Source organism: Exiguobacterium sp. B2(2022), assembly GCF_028823655.1.
In the GTDB taxonomy this organism is placed as follows: domain Bacteria; phylum Bacillota; class Bacilli; order Exiguobacteriales; family Exiguobacteriaceae; genus Exiguobacterium; species Exiguobacterium aestuarii_A.
Map to the genome: position 1 here is coordinate 22,329 of NZ_JAPEHX010000014.1, position 25,869 is coordinate 48,197.

Genomic DNA, 25,869 nt, shown 5'->3' on the forward strand with positions numbered 1-25,869 from the left:
TGATTCAATGCATACGATTCAAATTCCAGTTAGATATCAAGAAACGGACATGATGGGAATCGTCTATCATGCCAACTATTTAGTATACCTAGAGATTGCTCGCACCGAACTGTTACGTCAGCTCGGTGTCGAATACAAAGACATGGAAGAAGCGGGTTTCGTTTCGCCGGTGACGAACGTATCGATGGATTACAAGCGAAGCGTAACGTTTGGCGATACGGTTCATGTGCGCGTATGGGTCGACCAATATTCAAAGATCAGAACGATTTATGGGTATGAGTTGACGAACCAAGATGGTGAGCTCGTGGGAACAGCCAAGACGACTCATGTTGTGGTCAAACGAGGAGATTTCAAACCGATTCGTCTTGATCGAGAGTTCCCGAAATGGCATGACATGTACATGAACGTCATGAATCCTGTCTAAGAATCTTCTGTCTTCGTACCGTCAGTATGGTATCATATCTTGACGGTACTTTTTGTTATCTAGAAAGGGGAAAATCGCATGCGTTATCCATCAGTCTTGATGGTTTGCGGCGCCTTGACGTTCATGTTAGCCGGTTGTACGACAAACGAGCAAGTTGAACCGAAAGAACCAACGACACAGTCATCAACAATAGATGAACCACAATCAGAACCAAACGAACCGACCTCGGATCAAGAAGTGGAAACCGAGTCACCGACAGACGAAGAAACAACGGAGTCTGAACCGGAAGTCGAAGAACAACCAGCTGAGCCGACACCGCCAGCAGCAGAAGAACCGACTACACCTGTCCAACCGATTGAAGTCGATGGTGTCGCAAACTTAGAATTAGAAGAATTAATTCTCGTAAATAAGCAAATTGCATTGCCGGCTAATTATCAGCCGAGCGACTTAGTTGAGGCAAATATCGATTTTGTCGATTCAGCGGTCGGTGAGCGTCGGATGATGCGAAAAGAGGCGGCACGTGCAATCGAAGAATTGATGAGTGAAGCAAAAGCGTCTGGTATCGATTTGAAAGGGACGAGTGCGTTTCGTTCATACGGTTATCAGGTGACGCTATTTAATGCTTACGTTGAGCGGGATGGTAAGGAACAAGCGATGAAATATTCTGCTCCACCCGGACATTCTGAACATCAGACGGGTCTTGCAATCGACGTTTCGAGTGCTTCAGTCAATTATCAACTCACACAAAGCCTTGGTGAAACGGTTGAAGGGAAATGGCTCGCAGAACATGCTCACGAGTATGGCTTTATCATTCGCTATCAAAAAGCGTTTGAAAAAGAGACGGGCTATATGTATGAACCGTGGCACTTACGTTATATCGGTACTGAGCATGCAAAAGCGGTACACACATTGAATCAGCCATATGACCGATATATTGAGGAATATATGAAGTAAGGGGAATTGCGATGCCATATGTGACAGAAATCATGATTATCATTTTAAGTTATTTACTTGGTGCAATCCCATTTGCGCTCATCATCGGCAAGCTCGGCTATCGAGTAGACGTTCGCGAACATGGGAGTGGCAACTTAGGTACGACGAATACGTTTCGAGTTCTCGGGAAAAAAGCGGGAATTCTTGTTTTACTTGGTGACATGGGGAAAGGACTAGTCGCTGCACTACTACCTCTATTGTTCGGAAGTGAGATGAGTTTGCTTCTTGCTGGAATTCCGGCAGTCATTGGACATTCTTATCCGATCTTTGCGAAGTTTAAAGGTGGAAAATCGGTCGCGACGAGCGGCGGCGTACTTCTAGCAGCGTTTCCGTGGTTCTTCTTTGTCGTCGTCGGCACGTTTATTGTGACACTTCTCATTTCACGAATGGTATCCCTCTCCTCGATGGCTGCCGCTGCAGTAGGTCTCGTGACGGCAACGACGTACAGTGTATTGACGAAAGATTGGTTACCTCTCATTGTCATCGTTCCACTCGCCTTGTTTATCATCATTAAACATCGTACGAACTGGCAACGAATACGGGCAGGGAAAGAACCAAAAGTGCCACTTTTTCAAAACAAGCATAAATCTTAATTTCTTTTAGGTGCGTCCGATCAAGACGCACTTTTTTTGTGCATTGTTGTTGATTTACATAAAAAAGAAGCGAAATCATGTTGGATTTGCTCGTTCTTTACTTTCAATTTACGTTAAATTTACATGCGTTCGTTACACTAGAAAAGGAAAGATTTTAGTGGAGGAGGCAGGGACGTGTCTTTAATCGGTGAAGAACGTAAACAAAAAATTGTCGAGTGGATCGAACGAGAAGGTAAAGTGAAGACGAGCGAATTGATTGAACGATTGAATGTATCAGGGGAATCGATTCGACGTTATCTAGAAGAACTAGAGAAAGAACATCGGATTAAGCGTGTTTATGGGGGTGCGGTTCTTCATCAGAGCATGTCTTTTCAGCCGATTGTCATTGCCAACATGGATGGCATCCGCCGTATCGCGTATACGGCATTTCAATTGATTCCAGACGATACGTTACTCTATATCGGTCATGGGGTTGCAGCCGAACAAGTGGCGTCTCGTTTACGAGGACGAAACGTGACGGTGGTCACGCCATCTTTAACGGTTGCCAAAGCGTTGTTTGAACAACGGGCGAAAGGTGTGCTCGGTGGCGAGATCCAGTTGTTAGGTGGTACAATCGATCCGAAACATCTCGTGACGACAGGCGAACAAGTTCTCGCACAACTCCAAACCTATATGTTCGATCTTGCCATCTTATCTGTTGAAGGGGTCGATTCAACCCTTGGTTTGACGTGCGATGCTTTCGGACTCGCTAGTATCACACAATCGGTGATGTCGCAAAGTCGCGAGACATTCTTATTAACCGACCATACCCAGTTGAACCAACAAAAAAGATATCGGGTGTGCGACTTTTCAAAGGTGACGGCAATCATCTCAGATTTTCCGGAACCACAAGAATTTAAAGGCGTCTTAGCCGAACATGGTGTGGACTGGAAGTTCGCGCCGTAAAAGGAGCGATTGTATGAAAGTAGAAGTGATTGTCACAACGTTATCTGAAGCAATCGAGGCGGAGCAACTCGGGGCAGATCGACTCGAGCTGATTGCAGATATGGAAAATGGCGGGATCACACCAAGTTTCGGGACGATTCGGAACGTGATCGAGCACGTATCTATCCCGGTACATGTCATGATTCGACCTCATACACGTTCATTCCATTTCAACGAAGATGATGTGGAGACGATGCTTGCAGACATTGGTCTGTGCCGTGAACTCGGGGTAAATGGAATCGTCTTTGGTGCATTGACAAAAGACGGTGCAATCGATGAGCGGATTTTAGGAGAAGTCATCAAACATAAAGGTGAGATGGCACTAACGTTCCATCGTGCCTTCGACGCGTCGCGTGATGTATTTGAATCGCTGGATGTCTTAAATGATTTCCCGGAAATCGATATCTTATTGACATCAGGTGGTGCGAACACTGCATTAGAAGGTATCGAAACATTGATCCGACTGAACGAGCAAGCAGAGATGACTATTTTGCCTGGAGCCGGCATTACGACAGAAACATTGCCATCCTTACGGGAACGACTCAACGTCGACATGGTACACGTCGGAAATGGCGTACGAACAAACGGACAGTTGGATGGGGCTAAATTCAAACAACTTCGTGGATGAGTCAAAGCAGAAAACAGTCGAAAGACTGTTTTTTTGCTATAATGAAAGAAAATACAAAGTGTAGGTGAACTCATGCAATCTTCCGTTTACAAACAATATGCGCTTCGAATGCTCTCAGGAAAATGGGGCATATCACTACTCGTCGTTTTGACCGTCATGGTCATTCAGGCGATGATCACGACACGTCTAGACCTATCAACGAATGACCCTGAAGTTCTCATGACTTCTGTGGCACTATTGTATGGGGCGACAGTCCTTCTCGCTCCAATCGAGCTCGGGAAGAATTGGGTGTTTCTTCAGGTCGCTAAAGACGAGAAGCCTAAGTTTGGCTTATTGATTGAAGCGTTCGGCTCGCTGAAAGAGTATTCACGAGCGGTGATTTATTACGCGGTGTTTTATTTAGGACTGAATGTGTTGATGTTATTCCTGATTGTGCCTGGCGTCTGGTTTTATTTGACGTATCGCATCACACCGTTCATCATGCGGGATGAACCAGATCTCTCGGCGTTCCAAGCCATGAGAAAGAGTCGTTTGATGATGAAAGGGCATAAACAGACGATGTTAAAGCTATTCGCAAGTTTTATCGGATGGTACGCGCTCGTCCTTCTCACTGGGGGACTCGCTTACATCTTTGTCACGCCCTACTTACAGACGGCGATTTCAGGTCTCTATCTAGAAATGAAGGCGTCATATCTCGCAAAACAAGCCTTCAAAATCTTGTTTTTCTTGTTCAGATGCATCCGCATGCCACTTTTTCGCTTGTTCAGTGGCAATCGGTATCGCTTTCGTCTCAGAATAGCCTTGTGCGAGCAATGCGTTCGCAATATCAATGGCTTTCTTTTTTACAAGTGGATCGAAGTTTTTCAGTGATTCAGGATAGTCTTTCATGTTCCATGGCACGAAAATCGCCTCCTTCACTCCTACTAATTCCACAAACGGCATGATTCAAACGTCTTGATGAAGGTAATACTCGATGAGCGCTTGTGTTCCGTTCTCCCCGTATCCATTTTCTTCGAGAATCGAATAGAGTCGATGAGCGAGTTCGAGTCCAGGTAATTTCACTTGAAGTTCGTTTGCACTCTCGATGGCGAGTGTCATATCCTTAATAAAATGTTTGATGAAGAAACCTGGAGCATAATCTTCCACGATCATCCGTGGAACCAAGTTTTCAAGCGTCCAGCTACCCGCTGCACCTCCACGAATCGTACGGATGAGCGCTTCCGGGTCAAGCCCTGCTCGTTTACTGAACGCGAACATCTCCGCATTCCCCATCATCGTTCCGGCAATGGCTATTTGGTTGGCGAGTTTTGCATATTGTCCGCTCCCGGCATATCCCATCCGTTCAATGGACTGTCCCATTGCTTCGAATAAAGGTTTTGCCTTATTGAAAGCAAACTCTCCACCTCCGACCAAAATGGAAAGTGTCCCATTTTTTGCACCAATATCTCCACCGGTGACCGGTGCATCGAGCGGAAGAAGACTCCGTTCAATGGCCGTTTCGGCGATTCGTTCGGCAAGTTTTGGTGAGGAGGTTGTCATATCGATCAAGAGCGTACCTGGTTCTGCTGAATCAAGGATATTTCCTTCCCCGAAATAAATCGACTCGACATCTGACGGATAACCGACGATGGTGATGACGGCATCAGCTTCTTGACACACCTCTCGAATCGTTTCGCACCATACTACACCTTCCTCTAATAGCGAGGCAGCCTTCTCTTTCGTTCTCGTATAAGCTTTTACGTCAAAGCCATGCTTCATCAAATTTCGTACCATGGATTGGCCCATGACCCCGAGACCGATAAACCCGATTGTTTTCATGTAGATTGTCCCCCTAGTAATTGTTGTGAGACGAGACGCTGATAAAGGGCGTTCTCGTTTAAAAGTTGCTCGTGTTTCCCAATCCCGCTGATGCGTCCATCTTCTAACACGACGATTTGGTTGGCATGTCTGACGGTCGATAAGCGGTGGGCAATCACGAGTGTGGTTCTCCCGACCATCAGGCGATCGAGCGCTTCTTGGACGACGCGTTCTGATTCTGAATCCAGACTCGACGTCGCTTCATCGAGCAGTAAAATTTGCGGATTACGTAACAATGCCCTGGCAATCGCAAGGCGTTGTCGTTGTCCACCTGACAAGCGAATACCACGTTCTCCAATCTCCGTCTCGAGCTGATTCGGCATCACTTCGATAAATGACCATGCGTTTGCCATTTCACACGCCTCTTTGATTTCCTCATCACTTACTTCACGTTGAAGACCATAGATGATGTTTGTCCGAACAGAACCCGACAAGACGGGAGAGTCTTGAGCGACATAACCGACGATTTGACGCCATGTGTCCCGGCCATATGTTTGAATGTCGCGATTGCCGTACCGAATCAATCCTTCCGTTGGTGTGTAAAATTGTTCGACGAGCGAAAAAAGTGTCGTTTTGCCGGCGCCGCTTCGACCGACGATAGCAGTCGTTGCGCCCGGTGAAACGTGAAGAGAGAGTCCTTGAAGAACGGGTTCCGTCCCATAATGGAAGGTCACATTCTCGAAAGAGAGGTCGGCCTGCTCGATGGATTCTTGATATGTGCTGTACGGTTCAGGACGGACATCTAATAATTCAGCGATTCGTTCAGTTGCGCCACGAGCTTTTTGTAGTCTCGTCAAAAATTCACTCATTGTGATCAGAGGAGTGATGATTTGGAATACATAGAGCATGAAAGCGAGTAGTTCACCCGTCGATAAGGCCCCTGTCGAGACACGATACGCTCCAAATCCGAGTATGGCAATCAACATCCCCGTCAACGTCACGTTAAGGAGAGGGATGAGGATGGCTTGAATCCGTCCTTCTTTCACACCATAATCGAACAACGTTTCGATTTTCACTTTCCCGGTCCGCACTTCCATTTGTTCTGTCGCCTGCGACTTGACGAGACGGATTTCACCGAGGAGTTCCGCAAAGAATCCGGACAGGTTACCGAGCTCCTGTTGCGTTTCTTTTGCAATGACTCGCAGCTTTCGGCCGAGTGGGATGACGATGACAAGCGTCGTCGGCACTGAAAACAAGATGACGAGTGTCATTTGCCAATCGAGCGTGAACAAGATGGCGACGGCACCGATGACCGAAACGAAAGAGGTCAACAAGCGGACACTTTGCTCGGACAACAGCTGTTGTAGCGTCGTTGTGTCATTGTTCAAGCGGGAGACGAGTTCTCCCGATTTGATCCCATCATAAAAAGGGATGGGCAGTTTGATGAGGTGGTCCCACAATGTCGTCCGAAGATTGGCGACGACACGTTGACCGACAATATGTAGCCAGTAAATCGATAACGCGCTCGTAATGACTTGGACGAGAAAGGCAATGATAAAGTATGCAATCCATTCAGGCGTCAACAGGTCACTACTCCAACGGTCAACGACGCGTTGAAGAATGAGTGGAATCGCTAACGATGCAACGGCTTGAAGGAGCGAAATCAGAATCGCTCCGACAAACAATCCTTTAGGAGGGTTCGCGATTTTAAAAAGTTGGAAAAACGTTTTCCACGTCGATGAATTCATTTTGAACATACCTCCTCTCTCTTTACTTTCGCTGTTTCAAAATCGGGTGTCAAGACGTCGAATCGAACGATTGAGTCATGCTAGAATAAGAAAGAGAGGTGATACGTGATGAAATGGATTCACACGGCCGATTGGCATCTAGGTAAGATTGTCCATGGTCGTCATATGACAGAAGATCAACGAAATATTTTATTCCATTCGTTTTTACAAATCATCGATGAGGAAAAACCAGATGCGGTCATCATCGCTGGGGATTTGTATGACCGGGCCGTACCACCCGTCGAGGCTGTCGATTTACTCGATGAGATGTGGCGAGAATTGGTGTTGAAGCGAGAAATCCCGGTCGTCGCCATCGCGGGAAATCATGACTCAGCGGAGCGTCTCGAATATAGTTCAAAATTGTTGAGACAAGTAGGACTACATATCATCGGTAAATTAAACCCGGATGCTGGTCCGCTTGAAGTAGCCGGGATTCCGTTTTACCCAATCCCATTTCTTGAGCCGGCTCGTGTTCGGCACATATTAGGGAACGAAACAATTCGCACGCACCATGACGCGTTGGAGGCCGTCATTGAAGCATACGGAACCATTGAGAAGAATGCGGTCTCAGTGGGCCATAGTTTTGTCGCAGGAGGACTTGAGACCGATTCGGAGCGTCAGTTATCGGTCGGTACCGCCGGACAGGTCGCGAAAGGGCTATATGACCCGTTCTCATACACTGCTCTTGGACATCTACATAATCGTGATGCAATCCATTCAGAACGGATTGCATACAGTGGTTCTCTCATGAAATACTCTTTCTCTGAGGTCAATCATGAGAAATCGGTAGATATTTTGGAGTGGGACGGACACTGGAAACGTAGACGTCGAACGTTGACGCCAGAACGGGACATGAGACAGATCACAGGAACGTTGGATGAGTTACTCGCACCTTCGTTTTATCAACAACAACAAACCGATGATTATTTGAAAATTGTGTTGACCAATGACAAAGCACTTTTTGATCCGATGGCAAAGCTTCGGACCGTTTATCCGAACATTCTTCATCTTGAACTGGAACTGTTACGACGCCAAGAACAGACGTCAACATTTGAACAGGAGACGCTCGAACGACAATCTGTCGAAGAGGTATATTTACAGTTCTTTGAAGCTGTACACGACCGAACGGTCTCGGATGCCGTCAAACAAATGATTGAAGAAGGTGATGTCAGATGAGACCAGTCGAATTGAAGATTCAAGCATTCGGACCGTATGCGGAACGAGAAACGATTGACTTCACACAATTAGTTGGACGCTCGATGTTTGTTGTGAGTGGTCGGACGGGTGCAGGGAAGACAACCATCTTTGATGCGATGACGTTCGCATTATACGGACGGGCCAGCGGGACGCTTCGCAATGCCAGTGATTTCAGAAGTCAATTCGCACAACCTGAGTTGAAGACGGAGGTCGACTTTTCGTTTACGATTCGCGGTGACCACTATCGAATCGTGAGACAACCTCAACAACCTCACCCGAAAAACAAGACACCGATCCCACATGAGGCCGTTCTTTATGAATGGGAGGATGGTTGGAAGCCAATCGCGACAAAAGTGAACGAGGTTCAAGAGGAAGTCGAGTCGATTTTACAACTTTCATATGAACAATTCAGTCAAATCTTGTTACTTCCTCAAAATCAATTTAGACAATTGCTCGATTCGAACTCAAATGAGAAACAACAAATCTTGCAATCTATTTTCAAGACGGAGGCATATCGTGCTTTCCAGGAAAAATGGGCAGACCGTCTCAGCACATACCGGAAACAAGTCGAATGGGCAGTCGAGCGAACCCGTCTCAAGTTACTAGAACTCGATGATGAAGCGATCGAAGAGATTTCGACGAAATCGATAGATGTGATCCATGATTGGTTAGACGAGCGCGAACAACGTCTGATCACAACCGTTGAATCGGCAGCAGAACAGAAACAGGGTCATTCGAAGAAGCTCGAACAAACGCGTACCGAATTAGAACAAGCGAAAGCGCTTGTCAGTTTATTTCAAGAACAACAAGAAACCATGCAAGCTCTTGATTTATTTTTAAAAGGCGAGACAGAACGAAACGAACGTCACGAGTTGTTGCATCGTTTAGAGGCAGCAGCGAACATTCGTCCAGTCTATGACCGATTATTAGAAATGAAGAAACATGCGCAACGACTGACGGTGGAGGAACAAGCATCTTCTAAAAAACTCGAACAATTACAACAAAAGCAATCTTCACTATCGGAGCAGCAATCTGCAATTGAAGAGAATAAACAAGAAATCTTATCCTTTCAAGAGCGACTTCGGTTAATTGATGAGATGTTACCGCGAATGAAAGAGCGGGCAGAATACGTGACATTACGTGAGCAACTGATGAAACGTGCGAATGAATTAAATGCCTTTTCCAAAGAGGGTCGGCTCCAAGAACTTCAAGTCCACGAACAACAATTAGTGAAAACGTTGTCGATTGAACCTGAAGAACGTGCAGTTGATGCGGAGCGACATGTCGACCGATTGATGTATTTGGTCAAACTTGAGACGAAGGTGAATGAGTTTTCAAATCAGCTCGCCACTTGTGAGCGGTCCGGAAAAGAAGTGCAGCGACAGCATGCCATCCAACAAGAAGTAATGACAAAGTACAAACAGCAAGAACAGATGAATGCGGCAAGACAACTGAGTGAAACCCTTGAAGAAGGTGAGCCTTGCCCGGTGTGCGGCTCTCGTCACCATGATGTCCCACAGTTCGAAGATTTGCTTGAATCTATGGATGAAGAGGTGGAGGCGAAGGCACGTCTTGAGGAATTGACGACTCAATTGATTGAAGCGAGATCCGATTATCGTTCGCTCCATTCTCGGCTTGAAGAGGCTCGACGAGAATTTGATGAGGTTTCGAAAGATATTCAGGTGGATGGATTACTATCAGAAGAAGTCAAGAAATGGCAAGCGCATGTGGATCGTCTACAACGGGAAGAGCGAACGCGTCTCGAGAATGAACGAACGCTTCGTCAACTCACCGGTGAAATGAGACAACTTGAAGAAGAGCGACGCAACCAATTTGAAGAGCGTCAACGTGTCCTCACAGAACTCGAAGCGATACAGCAAAAACTGAACGCGCTCGGTCAAACAGAGGAAACAACGTTAGAAGAATTACAGACCGAGCGGACAGACCGACAACATCGTCTCAACATACTTACGAAAAAAATTGAAGCGTTCGATCATGACTTTGAAATCGTCAAAAAGGAAACGTGGAAAGAAGAAGAGCGGCTCACTTTAATGCGGCAACAGCTTTCTGAGGCGATGGAGCAATACGATTCACAAAAGACGACCTGGAATAAGCAATTAGAAGTCGCTCAGTTGAACCAGGAGCGGTACGAACAACTAGCTGATCGAATTGATCAGCGAACGAATATCCGTGAGAACTTACAACATGAAGAAGAGGCAGGCGTCCGGTTACGACACCGCATCCAGATGATTGAGGGGAAATTAGGAAATGTAGCACAACCAGACCTTCAGTCGATAGAAACGAAGGTGAACGAAGCCAAGGAATTATACGAGCGAGCATCAGAACATCTCATCACCTCACAAGAAGCCTTGTCTAGACACCGTCAAATCATCTCCGAGTGGGATACGCTTCGTAAAGACACATCATGTGAAGAACAGAAGTTAGAAACCATCAAGTTGATTGCAGAAACCGGAAAAGGCATCAATCCGCAAAAGATGACGTTTGAAACATATGTACAAACGGCGTTCTTCGACCAGATTTTACATGCGGCGAACATTCATTTGGACCAGATGACGAGCGGTCAGTTCCGACTAGAGCGAAAAGTGGAGACGGCAAAAGGCAATGCTAAGTCCGGACTTGAACTTCTCGTATTCGATGCGTACACCGGTCAATCACGCCGTGTGCAAAACCTTTCCGGAGGAGAAGGTTTTAAAGCGTCTCTCTCACTCGCGCTTGGTCTAGCAGAAGTGGTGCAACAGTTGAGCGGGGGTGTGAGTCTTGAAACGATGCTCATCGATGAAGGATTCGGGACGCTTGATGCCGAATCTTTAGACCAGGCAATCGAATTATTGATGTCGCTACAGGCGACAGGTCGACTTGTCGGGGTCATCAGTCATGTCCAAGAATTGAAAGATCGCGTCGATGCCCGAATCGAAGTGAAAAAATCTAGAAGCGGGTCAACGATCCAGCTGATTGTGGAGTGATCGAAATGAAACAGATGGTGACGAAGTCAAGTCTCATCAATCATTTGAAAGAAGCAGGAATTCAACGAGGAGAGTCTTTATTTGTTCATACCTCGCTTTCAAAACTTGGTTGGGTATGTGGTGGTGCGCAGACTGTAATCGAGGCACTGCAAGAAGTGGTGGGGCCATCAGGACTTCTCATGATGGCGACCCAAACCGGAGACAATTCAGATCCGGCTGAATGGGAAGCACCGCCTGTTCCGGTTGAGTGGTGGCAGACGATTCGTGCCGAAATGCCACCTTATGAAAAAGAAAAGACATCAACCCGTGGGATGGGGCGTGTCCCGGAACTGTTTCGGAACTATCCGAACGTTTATCGAAGCGCACATCCGATGTGGTCTGTCGCCGCATGGGGTGAAGATGCACAAACACTTGTGTCTGGTCATTCGATTGACGTCGGTTTCGGTCCGGGTTCACCAATCGAGCGAATGATTGAACGACATGCACGTGTTCTTCATCTTGGTTCGCCACTTGATGCGACGACACTTTGGCACTATGCGGAGTATGGGATTGATGGTCCGACAAAAATGTTTGGTTGTGCTTTGATCGAACAAGGCGAACGCGTGTGGCGAACGTTTGAACATACAGATGTGAATAGCGACCCATTTGGTGCAATCGGCGAAAATATCGTCAAACAGAAAGATGTTCATACGTTTACCATTAATGATGCGACGTGCTATTTGATTCCAGCTAATACATGGGAGCCAGTGCAACATGCGCTCATCGCACTTCGAAGCTGGTTAAGATAATGAATGTAGAATCGAGGGGAAGAAATAGATGAATCGTTGGATGAAACTATTGAGTATTGCGGTTCTTGTCATCTTACTGGTGGCCGGATTGGCAATTGGTGGGATCTCGGCACATATCGGTGACCAATTAACATCACCTGAGCGAGAGACGTTGACGTACACGCCGAAATCACTTGGATTGAAGTATGAGAACGTGACCATTCAATCAGAAGAAGGGCATGACTTGTATGGGTGGTGGATTCCCCATCCTACGCCACGTGCAACAATCGTATTTGCTCATGGGTATGGAAAGAACCGAGAACAGGAGGATCTCCCGTTAAAAGAGCTGATTCCCGAGTTTCATGAGCAAGGATATCAATTTTTAACGTTCGATTTTCGTGGATCTGGGATTTCAGAAGGAGACCGGGTAACGGTCGGCGCGAAAGAACAATCGGACTTACAAGCAGCCATCCAATACGCAAAAGGTCGATCAGAGGGCCCAATCGTACTTTACGGAATTTCCATGGGAGCGGCGACGGCCCTCTCTACGGCAGATGATGTCGAGGTAGCCGCAGTCATCGCAGACAGTCCGTTCAGTGATTTACGGAACTACCTTGAGACAAATCTCCCCGTATGGAGTGATCTCCCGAACGTTCCATTTACACCCGTCATCATGACAGTGACCCCATGGTTCACTGGACTGGATGCGGATGTTGTTTCACCGATTCAAGATATCAAATCAATCGAAGCACCGATTTTATTGATTCATAGTAAAGGAGACGATGCGATTCCTGTCTCAGAAAGTGAAAAGCTTGCGAGCGCGCAGGATGGTGTCGAACTATGGGTGACGGAAAACGATGGTCATGTCGGATCGTATCAATCATTCCAGACTGAATACCGTCAAAAGATTTTCGATTTTCTAGAACGATCATTGTGAGCAAAGGGGCGCAATTGGCGCCCCTTTTTGATATGATTGCAAACGAGAACAATGAAAGAAGGGTGCAAAATGGGCTTATTACAACTATTACAGTTTCTCTTGCTCGGTACATTGATCGGGATTTTGAGCGGCTTCTTCGGAATCGGTGGTGGCATCTTGCTCACGCCACTACTCCTTGTTTTCGGTTATGAAGCAAGTGCGGCGATCGCACTTAGTCTCATGTTGACGCTCGGTTCGACGACGGCAGGGACAATCTCGCACATTCGTTTACGAAACGTGAACGTATCACACGCGTTATGGATTGGTGTGTTTGGGATTGTCGGAACTTGGATTGCCACTCCGCTCGTCTTTTACTTAGAAGGGGTGGACGGCGCGACACTGATCATCTCACTCGTCTACATTGCGTTACTTACGTACTTTGCGATTTCATTCTTCCGGTCGAAACAGCATGTCGAAGGGAGTGTCGGGACAGCTTCTGTACCACGACTTGGGATCATCGGTGTCTTTGCAGGATTTATCTCTTCTTTGATGGGGGTAAGTGGGGGGTTCGTATTGACGCCGCTCCAAGTCAAGCTACTGAACACTGAAATGAAGCGTGCAGTCGGAACGAGTATTTCAGCAGCTCTCCTCATCGTAATATCAGGCGTGATCAGCTATGCCGTGGCAGGTGCTGAAACGAATTACTGGCATGGACTCGCATTAATCGCAGGTGCGATGATTGGATCTCCGTTTGGAGCCAAACAGTTGCAACGTTTCAGTTCGCAACATGTCAAAAAAGCATTAGGTGGCTTTTATGTCACGGTCGCATTTAGTGTGGCCCTTAATTTAGTCGGATGGAATACAGCCTCACTTATATTACTTGTCACACTAGCACTTCTCTTTATTATCACGCTCATCATTCGACCACGCAAAAAATAAAACCCCGTCTTTGGACGGGGTTTTAACGTCTAGCGATATGGTCAATGTTTTCTTGAATCTCTCCAACTTTCGCTTTTGCTTCGCGGAGTCTGCGCTCAAATGCTTCTGTGTCACGTTTTTCATGAGACGACTTGTCAACTCCTTGACGTTGCCCTTTGTCAGAGCGTTGATAAAAATGGGTCGCTTTTTGTAAGCGTTTTTTAAACGTCGAGTCGCTCATAGGGACACCCCCTTCCATACTTCATTTATTCCACATATGGAAACGGGCGAAACGTTCGAACGTTTAAGAAGCGAGGGAACGACGAATTTGAACGTTCTGAGAAATTCTCACAGCTAAGATCGCAGCAAGTACGGCTTTGAGTGAATCTCCAAGAATAAACGGGATATTCACCTTGAGCGCATCAATGAACGACATACCGAGAACGATCTCGAGCCCGATGCTTCCAAGTAGGTATACAAGCCCCAAACCGAATAACAAGTTGTAGCCAATCAATGCTGGGATGGAGCGATGGCGCTCGCTGAACCAGCCAATGAAGAAAGCGGCGATTGGAAATCCAATTAAATATCCTACGGTTGGTCCAACGAAGGGAGCAAGACCTCCTTGACCACTCAGTACGGGAAGGCCGATCAAGCCGAGTAGGAGGTAGACGATGACTGCCAAAAATCCTTTTCGTGCACCGAATACGCCGGCGATTGTCATGATGGCCAGTGTTTGAAGGGTGATCGGAACGGGTCCGATCGGTATTTCGATGAAACCGATACTTGCGATGAGTGCTGCACCGAAGGCAATTTGAGTCATGTCTTGAATCTTCATATGTAAACCCCTTTTCAGTTAACGTTAACAATATAAAAGTTAACATGAGTTTATAGAGTTGGCAAGTCATTTCTTGAGTCTAGGTCAACAAAAAAACCTCGTCTCAGCAATCATACTGAGACAAGGGTCATTAAGAAGAAGGCATGACATTCATACATACCGAAGCTTCTTTCAACTGTTCGCGAACGGCATCGAAGCCTGTACCGCCATAACTATTGCGACGCGCGACCGCCTGTTCGGGGGTCAAAGCGTGATACACATCCTCTTCAATCAAGTCAGAATGTGATTGGAACACAGACATGGGGAGTTCACGTAAATATAAGCGTTCATCGACGCAGTATTTGACGAGTTTCCCAGTTACTTCATGCGCTTCACGGAACGGCATACCTTTAGCCGTCAAATAATCAGCAAGTTCAGTGGCATTTGAAAAATCGCGCTCTGTTGCTTGCTTCATCGTGTCTGGATGGAACGTCAATTCGTTCATCATCCCGGCCATAATGCTGAGTGAGCCTTGAACAGTCTTAACCGTGTCAAACATGCCTTCTTTATCCTCTTGCAAATCTTTATTATAAGCGAGCGGAAGTCCTTTCATAAGCGTCAACAATCCCATCAAGTTTCCGATGACGCGTCCCGATTTCCCACGTACGAGTTCAGCCATATCTGGGTTTTTCTTCTGTGGCATCATACTCGATCCGGTAGAGAATGTATCGGACACAGTAATGAAGCGGTATTCTTCACTAGCCCAAAGAATCAACTCCTCACAAAAGCGCGAGAGGTGCATCATAAGCATCGACGCGTTCGATAAGAATTCGAGAATGAAATCGCGATCGCTCACTGCGTCTAAGCTGTTCGGATAGACTCGGTCAAAGCCGAGAAGTTCAGCTGAACGGGCTCGGTCAATCGGGAACGTCGTCCCTGCGAGCGCACCGGCTCCAAGTGGAGACCAGTCAATTCGCTTCAAACTGTCTGTGAAGCGTTGTTTGTCGCGTTCGAGCATCCAAAAATAGGCGAGCAAATGATGTGCCAAAGAGATTGGCTGTGCACGTTGGAGATGTGTATAGCCAGGCATGAGCGTCTCTACGTTTACTGAAGCGTGTGCATGCAACTCACGTTGAAGTGATTCAATCAATTGAATCACTTCTTTCACACGTGCTTTCAAGTAAAGATGCATGTCTGTCGCGACTTGATCGTTACGACTACGTGCCGTATGCATTTTTCCGGCAACCGGGCCAATCTCTTCATGAAGCAAAGCCTCTAAATTCATATGGATGTCTTCATGATATACTTCGAACGCCAACTCGCCAGCGATGGCCTTCTGCTTGAGTTGTTGTAATCCTTCAAGGATTTGAGTGACTTCCTCTTTTGAAAGGATGTTTTGGTCTCCGAGCATCGTCACATGTGCCTTGCTACCTTCTAAATCTTCAAGGACGAGTTGAGCGTCGAAATCAATCGAGGCGCCGAACGCATCGACCCAATCACTGGCCGTCTTTTCAAAACGTCCTCCCCATAATTTACTCATGAATGAACGCTCCTTTTTCCATCAATACCTCTGACTGAACTTTTGTCGGTAAGCCCCAAAGCTTGATAAATCCAACAGCGGCTTGTTGATCAAACGTGTCCGCCGAAGTATATGTCGCAAGCTCCTCATCATATAGTGAAATCGGTGACTTACGACCGTCTACGATTGCTTGGCCTTTGAAGAGTTTCATCCGAACGGTACCTGTGACAGTCTGTTGTGTCTCATCGATAAATGCGAGTAGTGCTTTTGTGAGAGGTGAATACCACAGTCCGTTATAAATCGTCTCAGTCAATTTTTGTTCGACGATTGGTTTGAAATGAGCCACTTCACGTACGAGTGTCAATGCCTCAAGGGCCTTATGGGCCGTGATCAGCGTCATCGCGCCAGGAGCCTCATATACTTCACGTGATTTGATGCCGACGACACGGTTCTCAATGTGGTCGATTTTACCGACACCATGCGCCCCAGCGACGATATTCAACTCTTTTAAAATATCTGTGAACGATTGGTTCTTCCCATTGATGGCTACCGGTACCCCATTTTTAAATTCGATTTCAAGATATGTCGGTTCATGAGGTGTATCTTCAAGTGCTGCTGTTAACTCATAAGCACTTTCCGGCGGTGCCGCCCAAGGGTCTTCTAAAATGCCACATTCAATCGCCCGTCCCCAGATGTTTTGATCAATAGAGAAAGGTTCTTCTTGAACGATTGGAATTGGGATATTATGTTTTGCCGCGTATGCAATCTCCTCTTCACGTGACCATTTCCACTCCCGTACAGGTGCAACGATTTCAAGTGACGGATCGAGTGCATGGATGGACACTTCGAAACGAACTTGGTCGTTTCCTTTTCCTGTACAACCGTGGGCCACAGCGACTGCACCTTCTGCTTGTGCCACTTCGACCAACTTTTTCGAGATGAGTGGGCGTGATAGAGCAGATACGAGCGGATATACACCTTCATACAATGTATGCGCCTGCATCGAGTAGCGTGCGAAGTCGCTCACGAATTCATCGACAGCGTCGATGACGATTGATTTTTTTGCCCCGACTTTCATCGCTTTTTGTTGAATCTTCTCTAAATCTTTTCCTTCCCCAACGTTTAAACATACCGCGATGACATCATATCCTTGTTCATCCAACCATTTGATTGCAACCGATGTATCAAGTCCACCTGAGTAAGCCAATACGAGTTTCTGTTTCAAAATGTAAGCACCCCTTATGAATAATTATTAATCTTTATTTATAAATATACGAATTAGTGTAAGGGATAATATCCGATGTGGCAACCTTTTTTTGAAAATAAAAATGACCACGAAAGATATTCGTGGTCATCATTGTTCGATTGTTAGCTCTGGTAACCATTGCGACATATGTTCGCTGACAGGAGAGAAGAGCTCGGGTTTTGCTGATTGTAACGGAACGACTTCATAATGTCCTTCTGATGATTTCTGTGTAAATGTTGGATAAAACATCGGATTTTTCAATTCGAACGTTGAAACATCGTCTTCTGTCGTTTTGACAACGTCAATTCCGATGATCCCACCCGTATTCCGATCATCGCCTTGTTGTCCAGATAGGAAGTTGCCGAGTGAATACACGACGAATGTTTGATTGCCATCAGCTCCCTCAAGCATCTTCGGTGGTTGTAGGACGTGAGGGTGGTGACCAATGATGATATCGACACCGAGGTCTGAAAGAGTTTGAGCAAGCTCAGTCTGACTTTCGTTCGGTAATGTCTCGTATTCTGTTCCAAAATGTAAGGATACGACGGTCAAATCGGTAGTTTGTTCTGCTTTCTCGATTTCAGGTCGCATTTGCTCGAGGTCGATATAGTTGACGTGGTATGGCTGTTTTGGAATCACGCCGTTCGTTCCGTACGTATAGGCTAAAAAGGAAAAGGAAATCTCGTTCGCCGTCAATGTACGGATGTTTGCCTTATCTTCAGCAGATAAGAAGGAACCGGTGTAAGGCATTCCGATTTCATTCCAGTGACCAATCGAATTCTCAATCGCACGAACCCCGCGATCTAGCGTGTGATTGTTCGCCGTCGTGACTAAATCAATTCCGGCACGTTGCAAAGCATCGCCAATCTCGAATGGGCTGTTGAAAGCCGGATAGCTCGATAACCCGATTTCGCTCCCGCCAATCATACTCTCTTGGTTAGCGATTGCGAGATCCGCTCGTTCTAAAATCGGCGCGACTTGTTCAAAAGAAGGATCAAAATCATATCCGTCATTGACACGGGCTGCATTGTATACCGAATCGTGCAGCAATACATCACCAATGGCATAGATGGATGCCGTCGTGACGGTTGGCTCAGGTTCGGAAGGGGTCTCTTCTACAGGTGTCTCAACGATTGGCTCTTCGGTTTCAACTGAGGTTTCTTGATTTGTCGAAGAAGACTGCCCACAGCCGAATAACAGAATCAAGCTTGAAGCGAATGTGAGATGAGAGATGGTTTTATAGGGTTTCATCAAAAATCTCCTTTACAAAATGGAATTAATCTCAATATATATATTATTCGTCAAAAATTCAGAAAAATCCTTGTATATAAAAATGGCAGGTCAAGATGACCTGCCAAGAAAATTATTTGATATGTTCTTTCACCATGTCACGCATTTGGTCGAATTCACGTTGAATGACCTCACTCGGTGGAGGCGTCAACAAACTAACGACATAAATGGCGAGTGCAGACAGGAAGAATGCTGGAATCATCTCATAAAGCGTTCCGAAGGTTCCAAATAGTGAAGCAGCATAGTTCTTCCAAAGGATGACGACAAATGCACCAGTCAACATCCCAGCAAGAGCACCTTGACGAGTCGTCCGTTTCCAGAAAAGACTAAATAGAATGAGCGGTCCAAACGATGAACCGAAACCTGCCCATGCATAGCCGACGAGGTTCAAGATTGTGTCATCTGCATCGAGCGCAAGGACAATTGATATGACCGATACGAGAATAACTGTGATTCGCCCGACCATGACGAGTTCGCGGTCTCCTGCGCCCTTACGGAAGAATTTTTGATAGAAGTCTGTCGTCGCGGCACTCGATGAGACGAGCAATTGAGAAGAAATCGTCGACATGATGGCAGCGAGTAAAGCCGCTAATAATACACCGGTCACTAAATCAGGGAACAATAAATCCGATAGGTTAATAAAAATGTTTTCAGGATTATCGATTGTCAGTCCTTGTTGCGTGTAATAGGCAAGTCCAAACAATCCGGTCGCCATCGCCCCGACGACGGTGAAGACCATCCATGAGATGCCAATACGACGTGCCGTTTTTATGTCTTCCAATTTCCCAATTGCCATAAAACGAACGATGATGTGTGGTTGACCAAAATAACCGAGACCCCACGCAAATAAAGAAATGATTCCAATAAGCGATTGACCTGTCCATGGGTCGAGTAACGCTTCATCGATATCCCGAACCGTATCTAAAGCGTTTGACACACCATCTGTCGCCATGATGGCGATTGCCGGTACAAATATGAGTGCGAAAAGCATGATGAGTCCTTGAACAAAGTCTGTCCAGCTAACGGCTAGAAAACCACCGATGAACGTATACAAAATGATGATTGAGGCGAGAATAATGACACCCGTTACGAATTCAATGTCGAAGACGGCATTGAATAGTCGACCACCTGCAACGAACCCGCTCGTCGCATACAACGTGAAGAAGATGAGGGTGACGGCAGCAGAAAAGGAACGTAACACCCCTTTTGAGTCTTTGAACCGCTTCTCAAAAAAGTCTGGAATCGTGATTGCATCATCCGATATGTAAGAATAAATGCGTAATCTTGGAGCGACCAACAACCAGTTTAAATAGGCGCCAATTGTCAACCCGATGACAATCCAACCGCTTGAGATTCCCGTGGCATACATCGCGCCAGGTAAGCCCATCAAAAGCCATCCACTCATGTCAGACGCGCCGGCCGATAAGGCTGCGACGCCGGGACCTAAAGCCCGTCCACCTAACATATAATCGCCAATACTACTTGTTCTTCGATACGCGATGATCCCAAGTAAGACCATCAGTGCCATGTATAAGACAATGGACACTAAAATTCCGTTCATCAACATCCCCCCGAAAGATAAAAAATATGAAAACGCTTTCAGTGATAGAATATCACTTTGTCAAAATATTGTCACAACAATAGGGGAGATGTAAAGAATTTTTTGATAGCTGGTCTTAACTTATCGAAATGCACAAGAGGTAAGATGGTCATTGACGAGACCGGTTGCTTGTAAGTGGGCATATACCGTGGTCGGACCTAAAAATTTGAATCCACGTCGTTTTAAGTCTTTACTCAATCGCTCAGACAGTTCTGTCGTAGCGGGGACTTCTTCAAGCCGTTCCCATGCATTGATGATTGGTTCATGATCAACGAACGACCAAATATATGAATCGAATGAACCAAACTCTTCTTGTATCTTCATGAACTGTTCCGCATTATTAATGGAGGCTTCGATTTTTCGGCGGTTCCGGACGATGCCACTGTTTGCCATCAGTCTCTCAATATCCGCTTCTGAAAACCGAGCCACTTCGTTTACCTCAAAATTCGCATACGCGGAGCGATAGTTTTCGCGCTTTCTTAAAATCGTAATCCAACTAAGTCCAGCTTGTGCACTCTCAAGCGTCAGGCACTCAAAATGTTTTTGGTCATCATGGACAGGTTTGCCCCATTCCTCGTCGTGATAGCGGACGTAGAGCGGGTCAGACCCGCACCACGGACAACGAAATAATACTTCCAACTCAATCAACTCCTTTTTTCATAAGTGTAGCATGTCTCAACGGTTATCGATTAGAAAGGATGGGTATAGTGTGTGGGAATGGAGGCATCAATAATGAGTGATTGGATGATTTCGATTATTGAACAGTACGGATACATAGGAATTGCGTTCATGATCTTCATTGAGAACGTTTTTCCGCCAATCCCTTCTGAAGTCGTATTACTCTTTGGTGGTTTTTTTGCTGTAAAGACGAACTTGTCCATCACGCTCGTCATCGTGGCTTCGACAGTTGGAGCCATATTAGGAGCAGTCTTATTATACGGACTAGGTCTGTTATTTGATGTTGAGCAAATTGAGAAGTGGACGAAGAAATACGGGAAGTGGATACGTCTTGATATTCAAGACGTCAAAAAGGCAGATGCCTGGTTCGATCGGTACGGAGGGTGGATGGTCTTCTTTGGTCGATTGATGCCGGTCGTTCGAAGCCTCATCTCAATTCCAGCAGGTATGTCGAATATGCCATTCTTAAAATTTTTGCTTCTCAGCACTGCTGGAACAGCGATTTGGAACACAATTTTGGTCTTGGTCGGAATGAAAGTCGGTGAGAACTGGCAAGATATACTTGCCTATCTAGATGCCTATTCTTATACAATTTACGGTCTGTTTTTCGTTGGGTTAATCGGATACCTCATCTGGCGAAAAAAGCGACATGCTAAAAAGGCAGTAAAAGAATGAATGAATAGATGAGACGATAAAACAGGCGGACCGAAAATTCGGTTCGCCTGTTCACTCTTCGTTTAGAACCGGAATAAAATGATTCCCACAATGGCTGACACGAAAATATAAAGACCGACAAACAAGTTGATGGCCCCGTTTGAAAGGGCGGTAAACAAGATGGAGAACTCGCCGCGCGGAGCAAGAGAAAAACCAGCCTCATTCGCCTGGACGCGAGATAACCCGTAAATTCTTCCTCCAACGCGACCGACAATCCACTTCGACAAGACCCCCCAAACAATTAAAACAAAGAATAAGGTGTTAACGATGACACCTTTTTCCAAGTTGATTGAAATTCCGAATGAAATGAAGAAGATCGGGAGAAATAAGTCACGAACGGGTACCGTCAAACGTTTGAGCGGGCGAACGTCATGGATATCCGCAAGCATGATTCCGGCAATGAACGCTCCTAAAATCTCAGATAGACCAAATACCATCCCGATTCCGGCGAAGAAGAGAATAAGTCCGATTAGCCCGATACTCGCATCGTCCTGACGCAATAGGTGTTTCGAGAACTTCTGTTGCTTCGATACAAAGCTAGATCCAATAAACAATAGTACCCCAAAAATCAGAAATCCGGCGAACACTTTCCCGATATCTGTCATGGCGACCGGTTCCTCTTGAATGATGAATGGCGCAATCGTCAATAACAGCGGTGCAAAAATATCCTCGAAAATAAGTAGAGCGAGGACGAATTCTTTAATATCTTCATGTTTTTCGGAGTGGCGCTCAAGTAGTTTCGCTGAAATCGAAGAGCTCGTTGCGTATAGAACGGCACCAATTAAGAAGGCACGCGGAAAGTCCAATCCAAACAGTAAGGCGATTCCGAATGAGGCGCCGAACGATAGGACGATGTCTAATACGCCTGCTTTCCATACTTTTCGCATGCGCTTCCATAATTCGCGTAACGGAAACTTTAACCCGAGAAGGAAAAATAAAAGGATGATTCCGATTTCACCAGCAATTTTGAAAACTTCGTTTCCATCCCAGAAAAAACCGACCCCAACTCCGATGGCGATAAACGCTAAAATACTTGGAAAGTATAGGCGTTCAATCAGGAGACTGAAGACGGAGATAAGCGTGAGCGCCAGTCCAAGCAACACGATGATGTTCAATCCATCCATAAGTCATCTCCTTTGTAGAAGTGTGTTAACTTTCTAGTTGATTCCATTGATACTCCATACCGACTGATTCTGGCCGTGAATAATCAAAGCCGAATTGACGATACAAGCCATCAGCAGGAATATCGGCAATCAGACTGATGATGGCCGTCTCATCTGCCTCTTTTAGAATCCACTCCATTAAATTTTCCATGATTAATTTACCAAGACCTAGTCCTTGGCATTCTGGATCGACGACGATGTCGACTAGATGAAAGACCATTCCGCCGTCCCCAACGACACGCCCCATCCCGACAATCTCATCACCTAAATATAAACAGACGCCAAATAGCGTGTTCTTAAGTCCTTTGACCGTACTTTCATCTGAGCGTCGAGGCATCCCCGCCTTCACCCGCAACGACTGATGTTGCTTCGGTGTCGGTGTCTCAACTTTTACAGTGACTTCATTGACCATGCTAAAATCCCCCTCTACACAAGTTAATATTACTTTCCCGCTATATTGAATGAGTAAACCTTGATTTATGAAAATAGCTGTCGGCATAATGAAAAGTAGACAGGGGGAATATCGGATGATACAGGGTCAATCAATCTTGCCGGCGATTCGAGATATGCGCGATTTAGAACGATTTTTATCGAGTGAACTTGAAGTAGGAGTCTTACTTGAAATTCATATGAGTCGATTAGAACCTATCTTCAAATTATTAGAAAAGCATCAGAAAAAAGTCTTTATTCATATGGACTTAATTCAAGGAATGAAAGCGGATGAATTTGCAACTGAGTATGTCTGTCAAACGTATCGACCGTTTGGAATCATCTCGACGAAAGGGAACGTGATTGTACGGGCAAAACAAAATCATGTGTTGACGGTGCAACGCTTGTTTTTAATTGACTCGACATCGTTGGAAAAGAGCATCAAGCATATTGAACGATCAAAACCAGACTACATCGAGGTCCTACCTGGAATCGTTCCGAAGTATATCCGACGAGTACAGGAGAGAACAGGTATACCTGTATTTGCAGGAGGGTTGATTGAGACGACAGAAGAAGTAAATGCAGCCCTTGCTGCTGGGGCAAGTGTCATCACGACCTCAAATCGTAAACTGTGGACTGAGTAAGCCACTTTCGGGTATACATTCATCTAGGAGGGATGAACAGATGAAAGACGTTATGATTATTACAGGTGTTACGCAAGGGATTGGTTATGCGCTCGCAAAGGAATTCGCAAATCAATATGAAGTTGTGGGCTTGGACATCGGTGAAGACCCGGATATAAAAGGGATGTCCTTTTACCAAGTTGACCTTGGCAAGACGGAAGAGCTACAGGGTGTATTCGAAGACCTAAAGTCACGTTTTGGACATGCCCATGTGTTGATTAACAACGGGGGAATCGCCTCTCTCGTCAAACCAATCGACGAACTTGAAATCGATACGTTCAAACGAGTCATCGACGTCAATCTAGTAGGAACGTTTACTTGTGCGAAATACTTTTTGGAATTAAACAAAGACGAGTCATATGGTCGCATTATCAATATAGCATCGACACGTGCTATGCAAAACGAACCGCATTGGGATGCGTATGGGGCTTCTAAAGGCGGAATTGTCGGTTTGACCTATTCACTTGCCATCTCATTGAGTGATCGACCGGTAACTGTGAATTCGATTAGCCCAGGCTGGATTCATACATCAGATGAAGCGTTACGAGAAGTCGACCATCGTCAACATCCTTCTGGCCGTGTCGGCGAACCGGATGACATTGTCCGAGCGGTACGGTATTTGATTGACCGAAACAATGACTTCGTAAACGGTCACAATCTCGTCGTCGACGGTGGGATGACGAAGAAAATGATTTACGAAGAGTAATACGACTATATACCTATATTAAGAAAGATATTAGGTTATTTATGCCTAATTCCGGGTAAGTATTAGAAGAGTTTTCATCCGGAAGAAGGGGGTAAATGACATGAACCCGCTTGTAGAAGAAGCGCTACGCTTTTCATCGATTCGCCATGGAGGGCAACATCGGAAAGGGTCATCGATTCCATATTTGTCACACCCGTTTTCTGTTGCATTGTTGCTCGAAACGGATCACCAACCACCAACGGTCGTTGCAGCAGGACTTTTACACGATTTAATTGAGGATACGAAAACGGATCCTCAAGAAATCTTGACTAGATTTGGTCCGGACGTATTACGTCTTGTACTTGCTGTATCTGAGAAGAACCGCGATCAAACATGGGAACAACGAAAACAGGAGACACTTGAGCACATCTCATCGCTTCAATTCGATGAGGTCGCACTCCTCGTAGCGGATAAGCTACATAATCTTCGTTCCATCCGTTATGATTTAGAGATGGAAGGGATGACGGTGTGGCAACGTTTCAAACGTCCGATGCGAGATCAGTCTTGGTACTATCATCAGTTGTTACATGCATTCGAACCGTTTCGTAGTTCGACGGATTTGATTGGCTTGTATGAGCAGGAACTTAATTCCTTGTTTTATGGTGAAAAGAATGTAAAAAATCAGAAAGTAGTGAGACTCTTTGAATCCATCCTAACCTGTTTCACAGAAAATGAATGGGTTCAAGAATCGGCACCGCTCTGTCAGACTGCATATGAGTTAAAGGAAATTGTTGCTCGTGATGCTGTGGATGATGAAGAGATTGAGGCGTTTCGAACGCAACTAGAGCTAGCGGGTTGGAATTATCCGATGCTAGCTCCTCAGTTAGCAGCGTTGCAGGAACTCGGTTATCGAACTGCAATGGGCGCATCGGATTTTGTTGCGCTCATGCGTCGCTCGATTGTCAACTAGATAGGTTCATGCTATAGTCAAGAGGAAGATAAAAAGGGGAGTAGCGACCACGCATGTGGTCGGTGGGTCGTCATTACAGTGTGCATGCAC

The 25,869-nt window shown here is 45.9% G+C and carries 26 protein-coding genes; 15 read left to right on the forward strand and 11 right to left on the reverse strand.

The window, feature by feature from the left end:
* The first annotated feature begins 7 nt into the window (after positions 1-7).
* The 6 genes from ON063_RS04225 to ON063_RS14895 all read left to right on the forward strand — a co-directional run bounded on the left by ON063_RS04225 (position 8) and on the right by ON063_RS14895 (position 4,492).
* Positions 8-424, forward strand: a complete 417-nt coding sequence (locus tag ON063_RS04225) for an acyl-CoA thioesterase (RefSeq protein WP_074033186.1) — start codon at positions 8-10, stop codon at positions 422-424.
* A gap of 78 nt (positions 425-502) precedes the next feature.
* Positions 503-1,378, forward strand: coding sequence for a M15 family metallopeptidase (locus ON063_RS04230; RefSeq protein ID WP_274664342.1), 876 nt, complete (start codon positions 503-505; stop codon positions 1,376-1,378).
* A gap of 11 nt (positions 1,379-1,389) precedes the next feature.
* Positions 1,390-2,010 (forward strand): glycerol-3-phosphate 1-O-acyltransferase PlsY, encoded by a 621-nt coding sequence (gene plsY, locus ON063_RS04235; protein ID WP_074033184.1) that lies wholly within the window; start codon positions 1,390-1,392, stop codon positions 2,008-2,010.
* 174 nt (positions 2,011-2,184) lie between these two features.
* Complete coding sequence (locus ON063_RS04240; RefSeq protein ID WP_214692672.1) at positions 2,185-2,955, forward strand: DeoR/GlpR family DNA-binding transcription regulator; 771 nt, start codon at positions 2,185-2,187, stop codon at positions 2,953-2,955.
* Between the two features lie 13 nt (positions 2,956-2,968).
* Entirely contained in the window at positions 2,969-3,622 is a 654-nt protein-coding gene (locus ON063_RS04245; protein ID WP_274664343.1) for a copper homeostasis protein CutC, read from the forward strand.
* A gap of 72 nt (positions 3,623-3,694) precedes the next feature.
* Positions 3,695-4,492 (forward strand): DUF975 family protein, encoded by a 798-nt coding sequence (locus tag ON063_RS14895; RefSeq protein WP_274664344.1) that lies wholly within the window; start codon positions 3,695-3,697, stop codon positions 4,490-4,492.
* 75 nt (positions 4,493-4,567) lie between these two features.
* Here ON063_RS14895 and ON063_RS04255 read toward each other — a convergent pair whose 3' ends face one another.
* Positions 4,568-5,440, reverse strand: coding sequence for an NAD(P)-dependent oxidoreductase (locus tag ON063_RS04255; protein ID WP_274664345.1), 873 nt, complete (start codon positions 5,438-5,440; stop codon positions 4,568-4,570).
* Positions 5,437-7,167 (reverse strand): ABC transporter ATP-binding protein, encoded by a 1,731-nt coding sequence (locus tag ON063_RS04260; RefSeq protein ID WP_274664346.1) that lies wholly within the window; start codon positions 7,165-7,167, stop codon positions 5,437-5,439. The genes ON063_RS04255 and ON063_RS04260 overlap by 4 nt, the downstream gene beginning before the upstream one ends.
* 108 nt (positions 7,168-7,275) lie before the next feature.
* Between ON063_RS04260 and ON063_RS04265 the strand changes: the two genes are divergently transcribed.
* From ON063_RS04265 to ON063_RS04285, 5 genes are all read left to right on the forward strand, one after another.
* Entirely contained in the window at positions 7,276-8,382 is a 1,107-nt protein-coding gene (locus tag ON063_RS04265; RefSeq protein WP_274664347.1) for an exonuclease SbcCD subunit D, read from the forward strand.
* The gene (locus tag ON063_RS04270) at positions 8,379-11,387 is read left to right on the forward strand and encodes an AAA family ATPase (protein WP_274664348.1); all 3,009 of its coding nucleotides are present in this window, start codon (positions 8,379-8,381) and stop codon (positions 11,385-11,387) included. The genes ON063_RS04265 and ON063_RS04270 overlap by 4 nt, the downstream gene beginning before the upstream one ends.
* A 5-nt stretch (positions 11,388-11,392) precedes the next feature.
* Positions 11,393-12,175 carry an aminoglycoside N(3)-acetyltransferase gene (locus ON063_RS04275; RefSeq protein ID WP_274664349.1) on the forward strand — a complete coding sequence of 261 codons (783 nt, stop codon included), beginning with the start codon at positions 11,393-11,395 and terminating at the stop codon, positions 12,173-12,175.
* A gap of 28 nt (positions 12,176-12,203) precedes the next feature.
* Positions 12,204-13,091, forward strand: a complete 888-nt coding sequence (locus tag ON063_RS04280) for an alpha/beta hydrolase (protein ID WP_274664350.1) — start codon at positions 12,204-12,206, stop codon at positions 13,089-13,091.
* Between the two features lie 69 nt (positions 13,092-13,160).
* On the forward strand, positions 13,161-14,009 hold the full coding sequence (locus ON063_RS04285; protein WP_274664351.1) for a sulfite exporter TauE/SafE family protein: 849 nt from the start codon (positions 13,161-13,163) through the stop codon (positions 14,007-14,009).
* A 22-nt stretch (positions 14,010-14,031) separates the two neighbouring features.
* Here ON063_RS04285 and ON063_RS04290 read toward each other — a convergent pair whose 3' ends face one another.
* The 7 genes from ON063_RS04290 to ON063_RS04320 all read right to left on the reverse strand — a co-directional run bounded on the left by ON063_RS04290 (position 14,032) and on the right by ON063_RS04320 (position 21,096).
* Entirely contained in the window at positions 14,032-14,229 is a 198-nt protein-coding gene (locus ON063_RS04290) for a hypothetical protein (RefSeq protein ID WP_214692645.1), read from the reverse strand.
* Between the two features lie 63 nt (positions 14,230-14,292).
* The gene (locus ON063_RS04295) at positions 14,293-14,823 is read right to left on the reverse strand and encodes a biotin transporter BioY (RefSeq protein ID WP_274664352.1); all 531 of its coding nucleotides are present in this window, start codon (positions 14,821-14,823) and stop codon (positions 14,293-14,295) included.
* Between the two features lie 130 nt (positions 14,824-14,953).
* Entirely contained in the window at positions 14,954-16,342 is a 1,389-nt protein-coding gene (gene argH / locus ON063_RS04300) for an argininosuccinate lyase (RefSeq protein ID WP_274664353.1), read from the reverse strand.
* Complete coding sequence (locus ON063_RS04305; protein ID WP_274664363.1) at positions 16,335-17,549, reverse strand: argininosuccinate synthase; 1,215 nt, start codon at positions 17,547-17,549, stop codon at positions 16,335-16,337. The genes argH and ON063_RS04305 overlap by 8 nt, the downstream gene beginning before the upstream one ends.
* A gap of 126 nt (positions 17,550-17,675) precedes the next feature.
* Positions 17,676-18,818, reverse strand: a complete 1,143-nt coding sequence (locus tag ON063_RS04310; protein ID WP_274664354.1) for a CapA family protein — start codon at positions 18,816-18,818, stop codon at positions 17,676-17,678.
* Between the two features lie 112 nt (positions 18,819-18,930).
* Positions 18,931-20,418 (reverse strand): sodium/proline symporter PutP, encoded by a 1,488-nt coding sequence (gene putP, locus ON063_RS04315; protein WP_274664355.1) that lies wholly within the window; start codon positions 20,416-20,418, stop codon positions 18,931-18,933.
* Between the two features lie 120 nt (positions 20,419-20,538).
* Positions 20,539-21,096 carry a DNA-3-methyladenine glycosylase I gene (locus ON063_RS04320; protein ID WP_274664356.1) on the reverse strand — a complete coding sequence of 186 codons (558 nt, stop codon included), beginning with the start codon at positions 21,094-21,096 and terminating at the stop codon, positions 20,539-20,541.
* A 93-nt stretch (positions 21,097-21,189) separates the two neighbouring features.
* Between ON063_RS04320 and ON063_RS04325 the strand changes: the two genes are divergently transcribed.
* Positions 21,190-21,810, forward strand: coding sequence for a DedA family protein (locus ON063_RS04325; RefSeq protein ID WP_274664357.1), 621 nt, complete (start codon positions 21,190-21,192; stop codon positions 21,808-21,810).
* Positions 21,811-21,872: 62 nt separating this feature from the next.
* Here ON063_RS04325 and ON063_RS04330 read toward each other — a convergent pair whose 3' ends face one another.
* Both ON063_RS04330 and ON063_RS04335 read right to left on the reverse strand, forming a co-directional pair.
* Positions 21,873-22,973 (reverse strand): cation:proton antiporter, encoded by a 1,101-nt coding sequence (locus tag ON063_RS04330; RefSeq protein ID WP_274664358.1) that lies wholly within the window; start codon positions 22,971-22,973, stop codon positions 21,873-21,875.
* A gap of 25 nt (positions 22,974-22,998) precedes the next feature.
* Complete coding sequence (locus ON063_RS04335; protein WP_274664359.1) at positions 22,999-23,424, reverse strand: GNAT family N-acetyltransferase; 426 nt, start codon at positions 23,422-23,424, stop codon at positions 22,999-23,001.
* A 115-nt stretch (positions 23,425-23,539) separates the two neighbouring features.
* Between ON063_RS04335 and ON063_RS04340 the strand changes: the two genes are divergently transcribed.
* The 3 genes from ON063_RS04340 (at position 23,540) to ON063_RS04350 (ending at position 25,779) form a co-directional block, all read left to right on the forward strand.
* Positions 23,540-24,085 carry a glycerol-3-phosphate responsive antiterminator gene (locus ON063_RS04340; protein WP_274664360.1) on the forward strand — a complete coding sequence of 182 codons (546 nt, stop codon included), beginning with the start codon at positions 23,540-23,542 and terminating at the stop codon, positions 24,083-24,085.
* Positions 24,086-24,125: 40 nt separating this feature from the next.
* Positions 24,126-24,830: an SDR family NAD(P)-dependent oxidoreductase gene (locus ON063_RS04345; protein ID WP_274664361.1), complete on the forward strand. Its 705-nt coding sequence runs from the start codon at positions 24,126-24,128 to the stop codon at positions 24,828-24,830.
* A gap of 100 nt (positions 24,831-24,930) precedes the next feature.
* A complete protein-coding gene (locus ON063_RS04350; RefSeq protein WP_274664362.1) occupies positions 24,931-25,779 on the forward strand; it encodes an HD domain-containing protein in 849 nt (282 codons plus the stop codon).
* Positions 25,780-25,869: the final 90 nt, after the last annotated feature.

What these genes read in the sequence shown, in the direction of transcription:
- argH (WP_274664353.1), bottom strand. Translation starts at nt 16,342, where the DNA reads ATGAGTAAATTATGGGGAGGACGTTTTGAAAAGACGGCCAGTGATTGG.
- plsY (WP_074033184.1), top strand. Translation starts at nt 1,390, where the DNA reads ATGCCATATGTGACAGAAATCATGATTATCATTTTAAGTTATTTACTT.
- ON063_RS04345 (WP_274664361.1), top strand. Translation starts at nt 24,126, where the DNA reads ATGAAAGACGTTATGATTATTACAGGTGTTACGCAAGGGATTGGTTAT.
- ON063_RS14895 (WP_274664344.1), top strand. Translation starts at nt 3,695, where the DNA reads ATGCAATCTTCCGTTTACAAACAATATGCGCTTCGAATGCTCTCAGGA.
- ON063_RS04335 (WP_274664359.1), bottom strand. Translation starts at nt 23,424, where the DNA reads ATGGTCAATGAAGTCACTGTAAAAGTTGAGACACCGACACCGAAGCAA.
- ON063_RS04225 (WP_074033186.1), top strand. Translation starts at nt 8, where the DNA reads ATGCATACGATTCAAATTCCAGTTAGATATCAAGAAACGGACATGATG.
- ON063_RS04330 (WP_274664358.1), bottom strand. Translation starts at nt 22,973, where the DNA reads ATGGATGGATTGAACATCATCGTGTTGCTTGGACTGGCGCTCACGCTT.
- ON063_RS04285 (WP_274664351.1), top strand. Translation starts at nt 13,161, where the DNA reads ATGGGCTTATTACAACTATTACAGTTTCTCTTGCTCGGTACATTGATC.
- putP (WP_274664355.1), bottom strand. Translation starts at nt 20,418, where the DNA reads ATGAACGGAATTTTAGTGTCCATTGTCTTATACATGGCACTGATGGTC.
- ON063_RS04290 (WP_214692645.1), bottom strand. Translation starts at nt 14,229, where the DNA reads ATGAGCGACTCGACGTTTAAAAAACGCTTACAAAAAGCGACCCATTTT.
- ON063_RS04340 (WP_274664360.1), top strand. Translation starts at nt 23,540, where the DNA reads ATGATACAGGGTCAATCAATCTTGCCGGCGATTCGAGATATGCGCGAT.
- ON063_RS04325 (WP_274664357.1), top strand. Translation starts at nt 21,190, where the DNA reads ATGAGTGATTGGATGATTTCGATTATTGAACAGTACGGATACATAGGA.
- ON063_RS04255 (WP_274664345.1), bottom strand. Translation starts at nt 5,440, where the DNA reads ATGAAAACAATCGGGTTTATCGGTCTCGGGGTCATGGGCCAATCCATG.
- ON063_RS04270 (WP_274664348.1), top strand. Translation starts at nt 8,379, where the DNA reads ATGAGACCAGTCGAATTGAAGATTCAAGCATTCGGACCGTATGCGGAA.
- ON063_RS04260 (WP_274664346.1), bottom strand. Translation starts at nt 7,167, where the DNA reads ATGAATTCATCGACGTGGAAAACGTTTTTCCAACTTTTTAAAATCGCG.
- ON063_RS04265 (WP_274664347.1), top strand. Translation starts at nt 7,276, where the DNA reads ATGAAATGGATTCACACGGCCGATTGGCATCTAGGTAAGATTGTCCAT.
- ON063_RS04310 (WP_274664354.1), bottom strand. Translation starts at nt 18,818, where the DNA reads ATGAAACCCTATAAAACCATCTCTCATCTCACATTCGCTTCAAGCTTG.
- ON063_RS04280 (WP_274664350.1), top strand. Translation starts at nt 12,204, where the DNA reads ATGAATCGTTGGATGAAACTATTGAGTATTGCGGTTCTTGTCATCTTA.
- ON063_RS04275 (WP_274664349.1), top strand. Translation starts at nt 11,393, where the DNA reads ATGAAACAGATGGTGACGAAGTCAAGTCTCATCAATCATTTGAAAGAA.
- ON063_RS04350 (WP_274664362.1), top strand. Translation starts at nt 24,931, where the DNA reads ATGAACCCGCTTGTAGAAGAAGCGCTACGCTTTTCATCGATTCGCCAT.
- ON063_RS04230 (WP_274664342.1), top strand. Translation starts at nt 503, where the DNA reads ATGCGTTATCCATCAGTCTTGATGGTTTGCGGCGCCTTGACGTTCATG.
- ON063_RS04295 (WP_274664352.1), bottom strand. Translation starts at nt 14,823, where the DNA reads ATGAAGATTCAAGACATGACTCAAATTGCCTTCGGTGCAGCACTCATC.
- ON063_RS04245 (WP_274664343.1), top strand. Translation starts at nt 2,969, where the DNA reads ATGAAAGTAGAAGTGATTGTCACAACGTTATCTGAAGCAATCGAGGCG.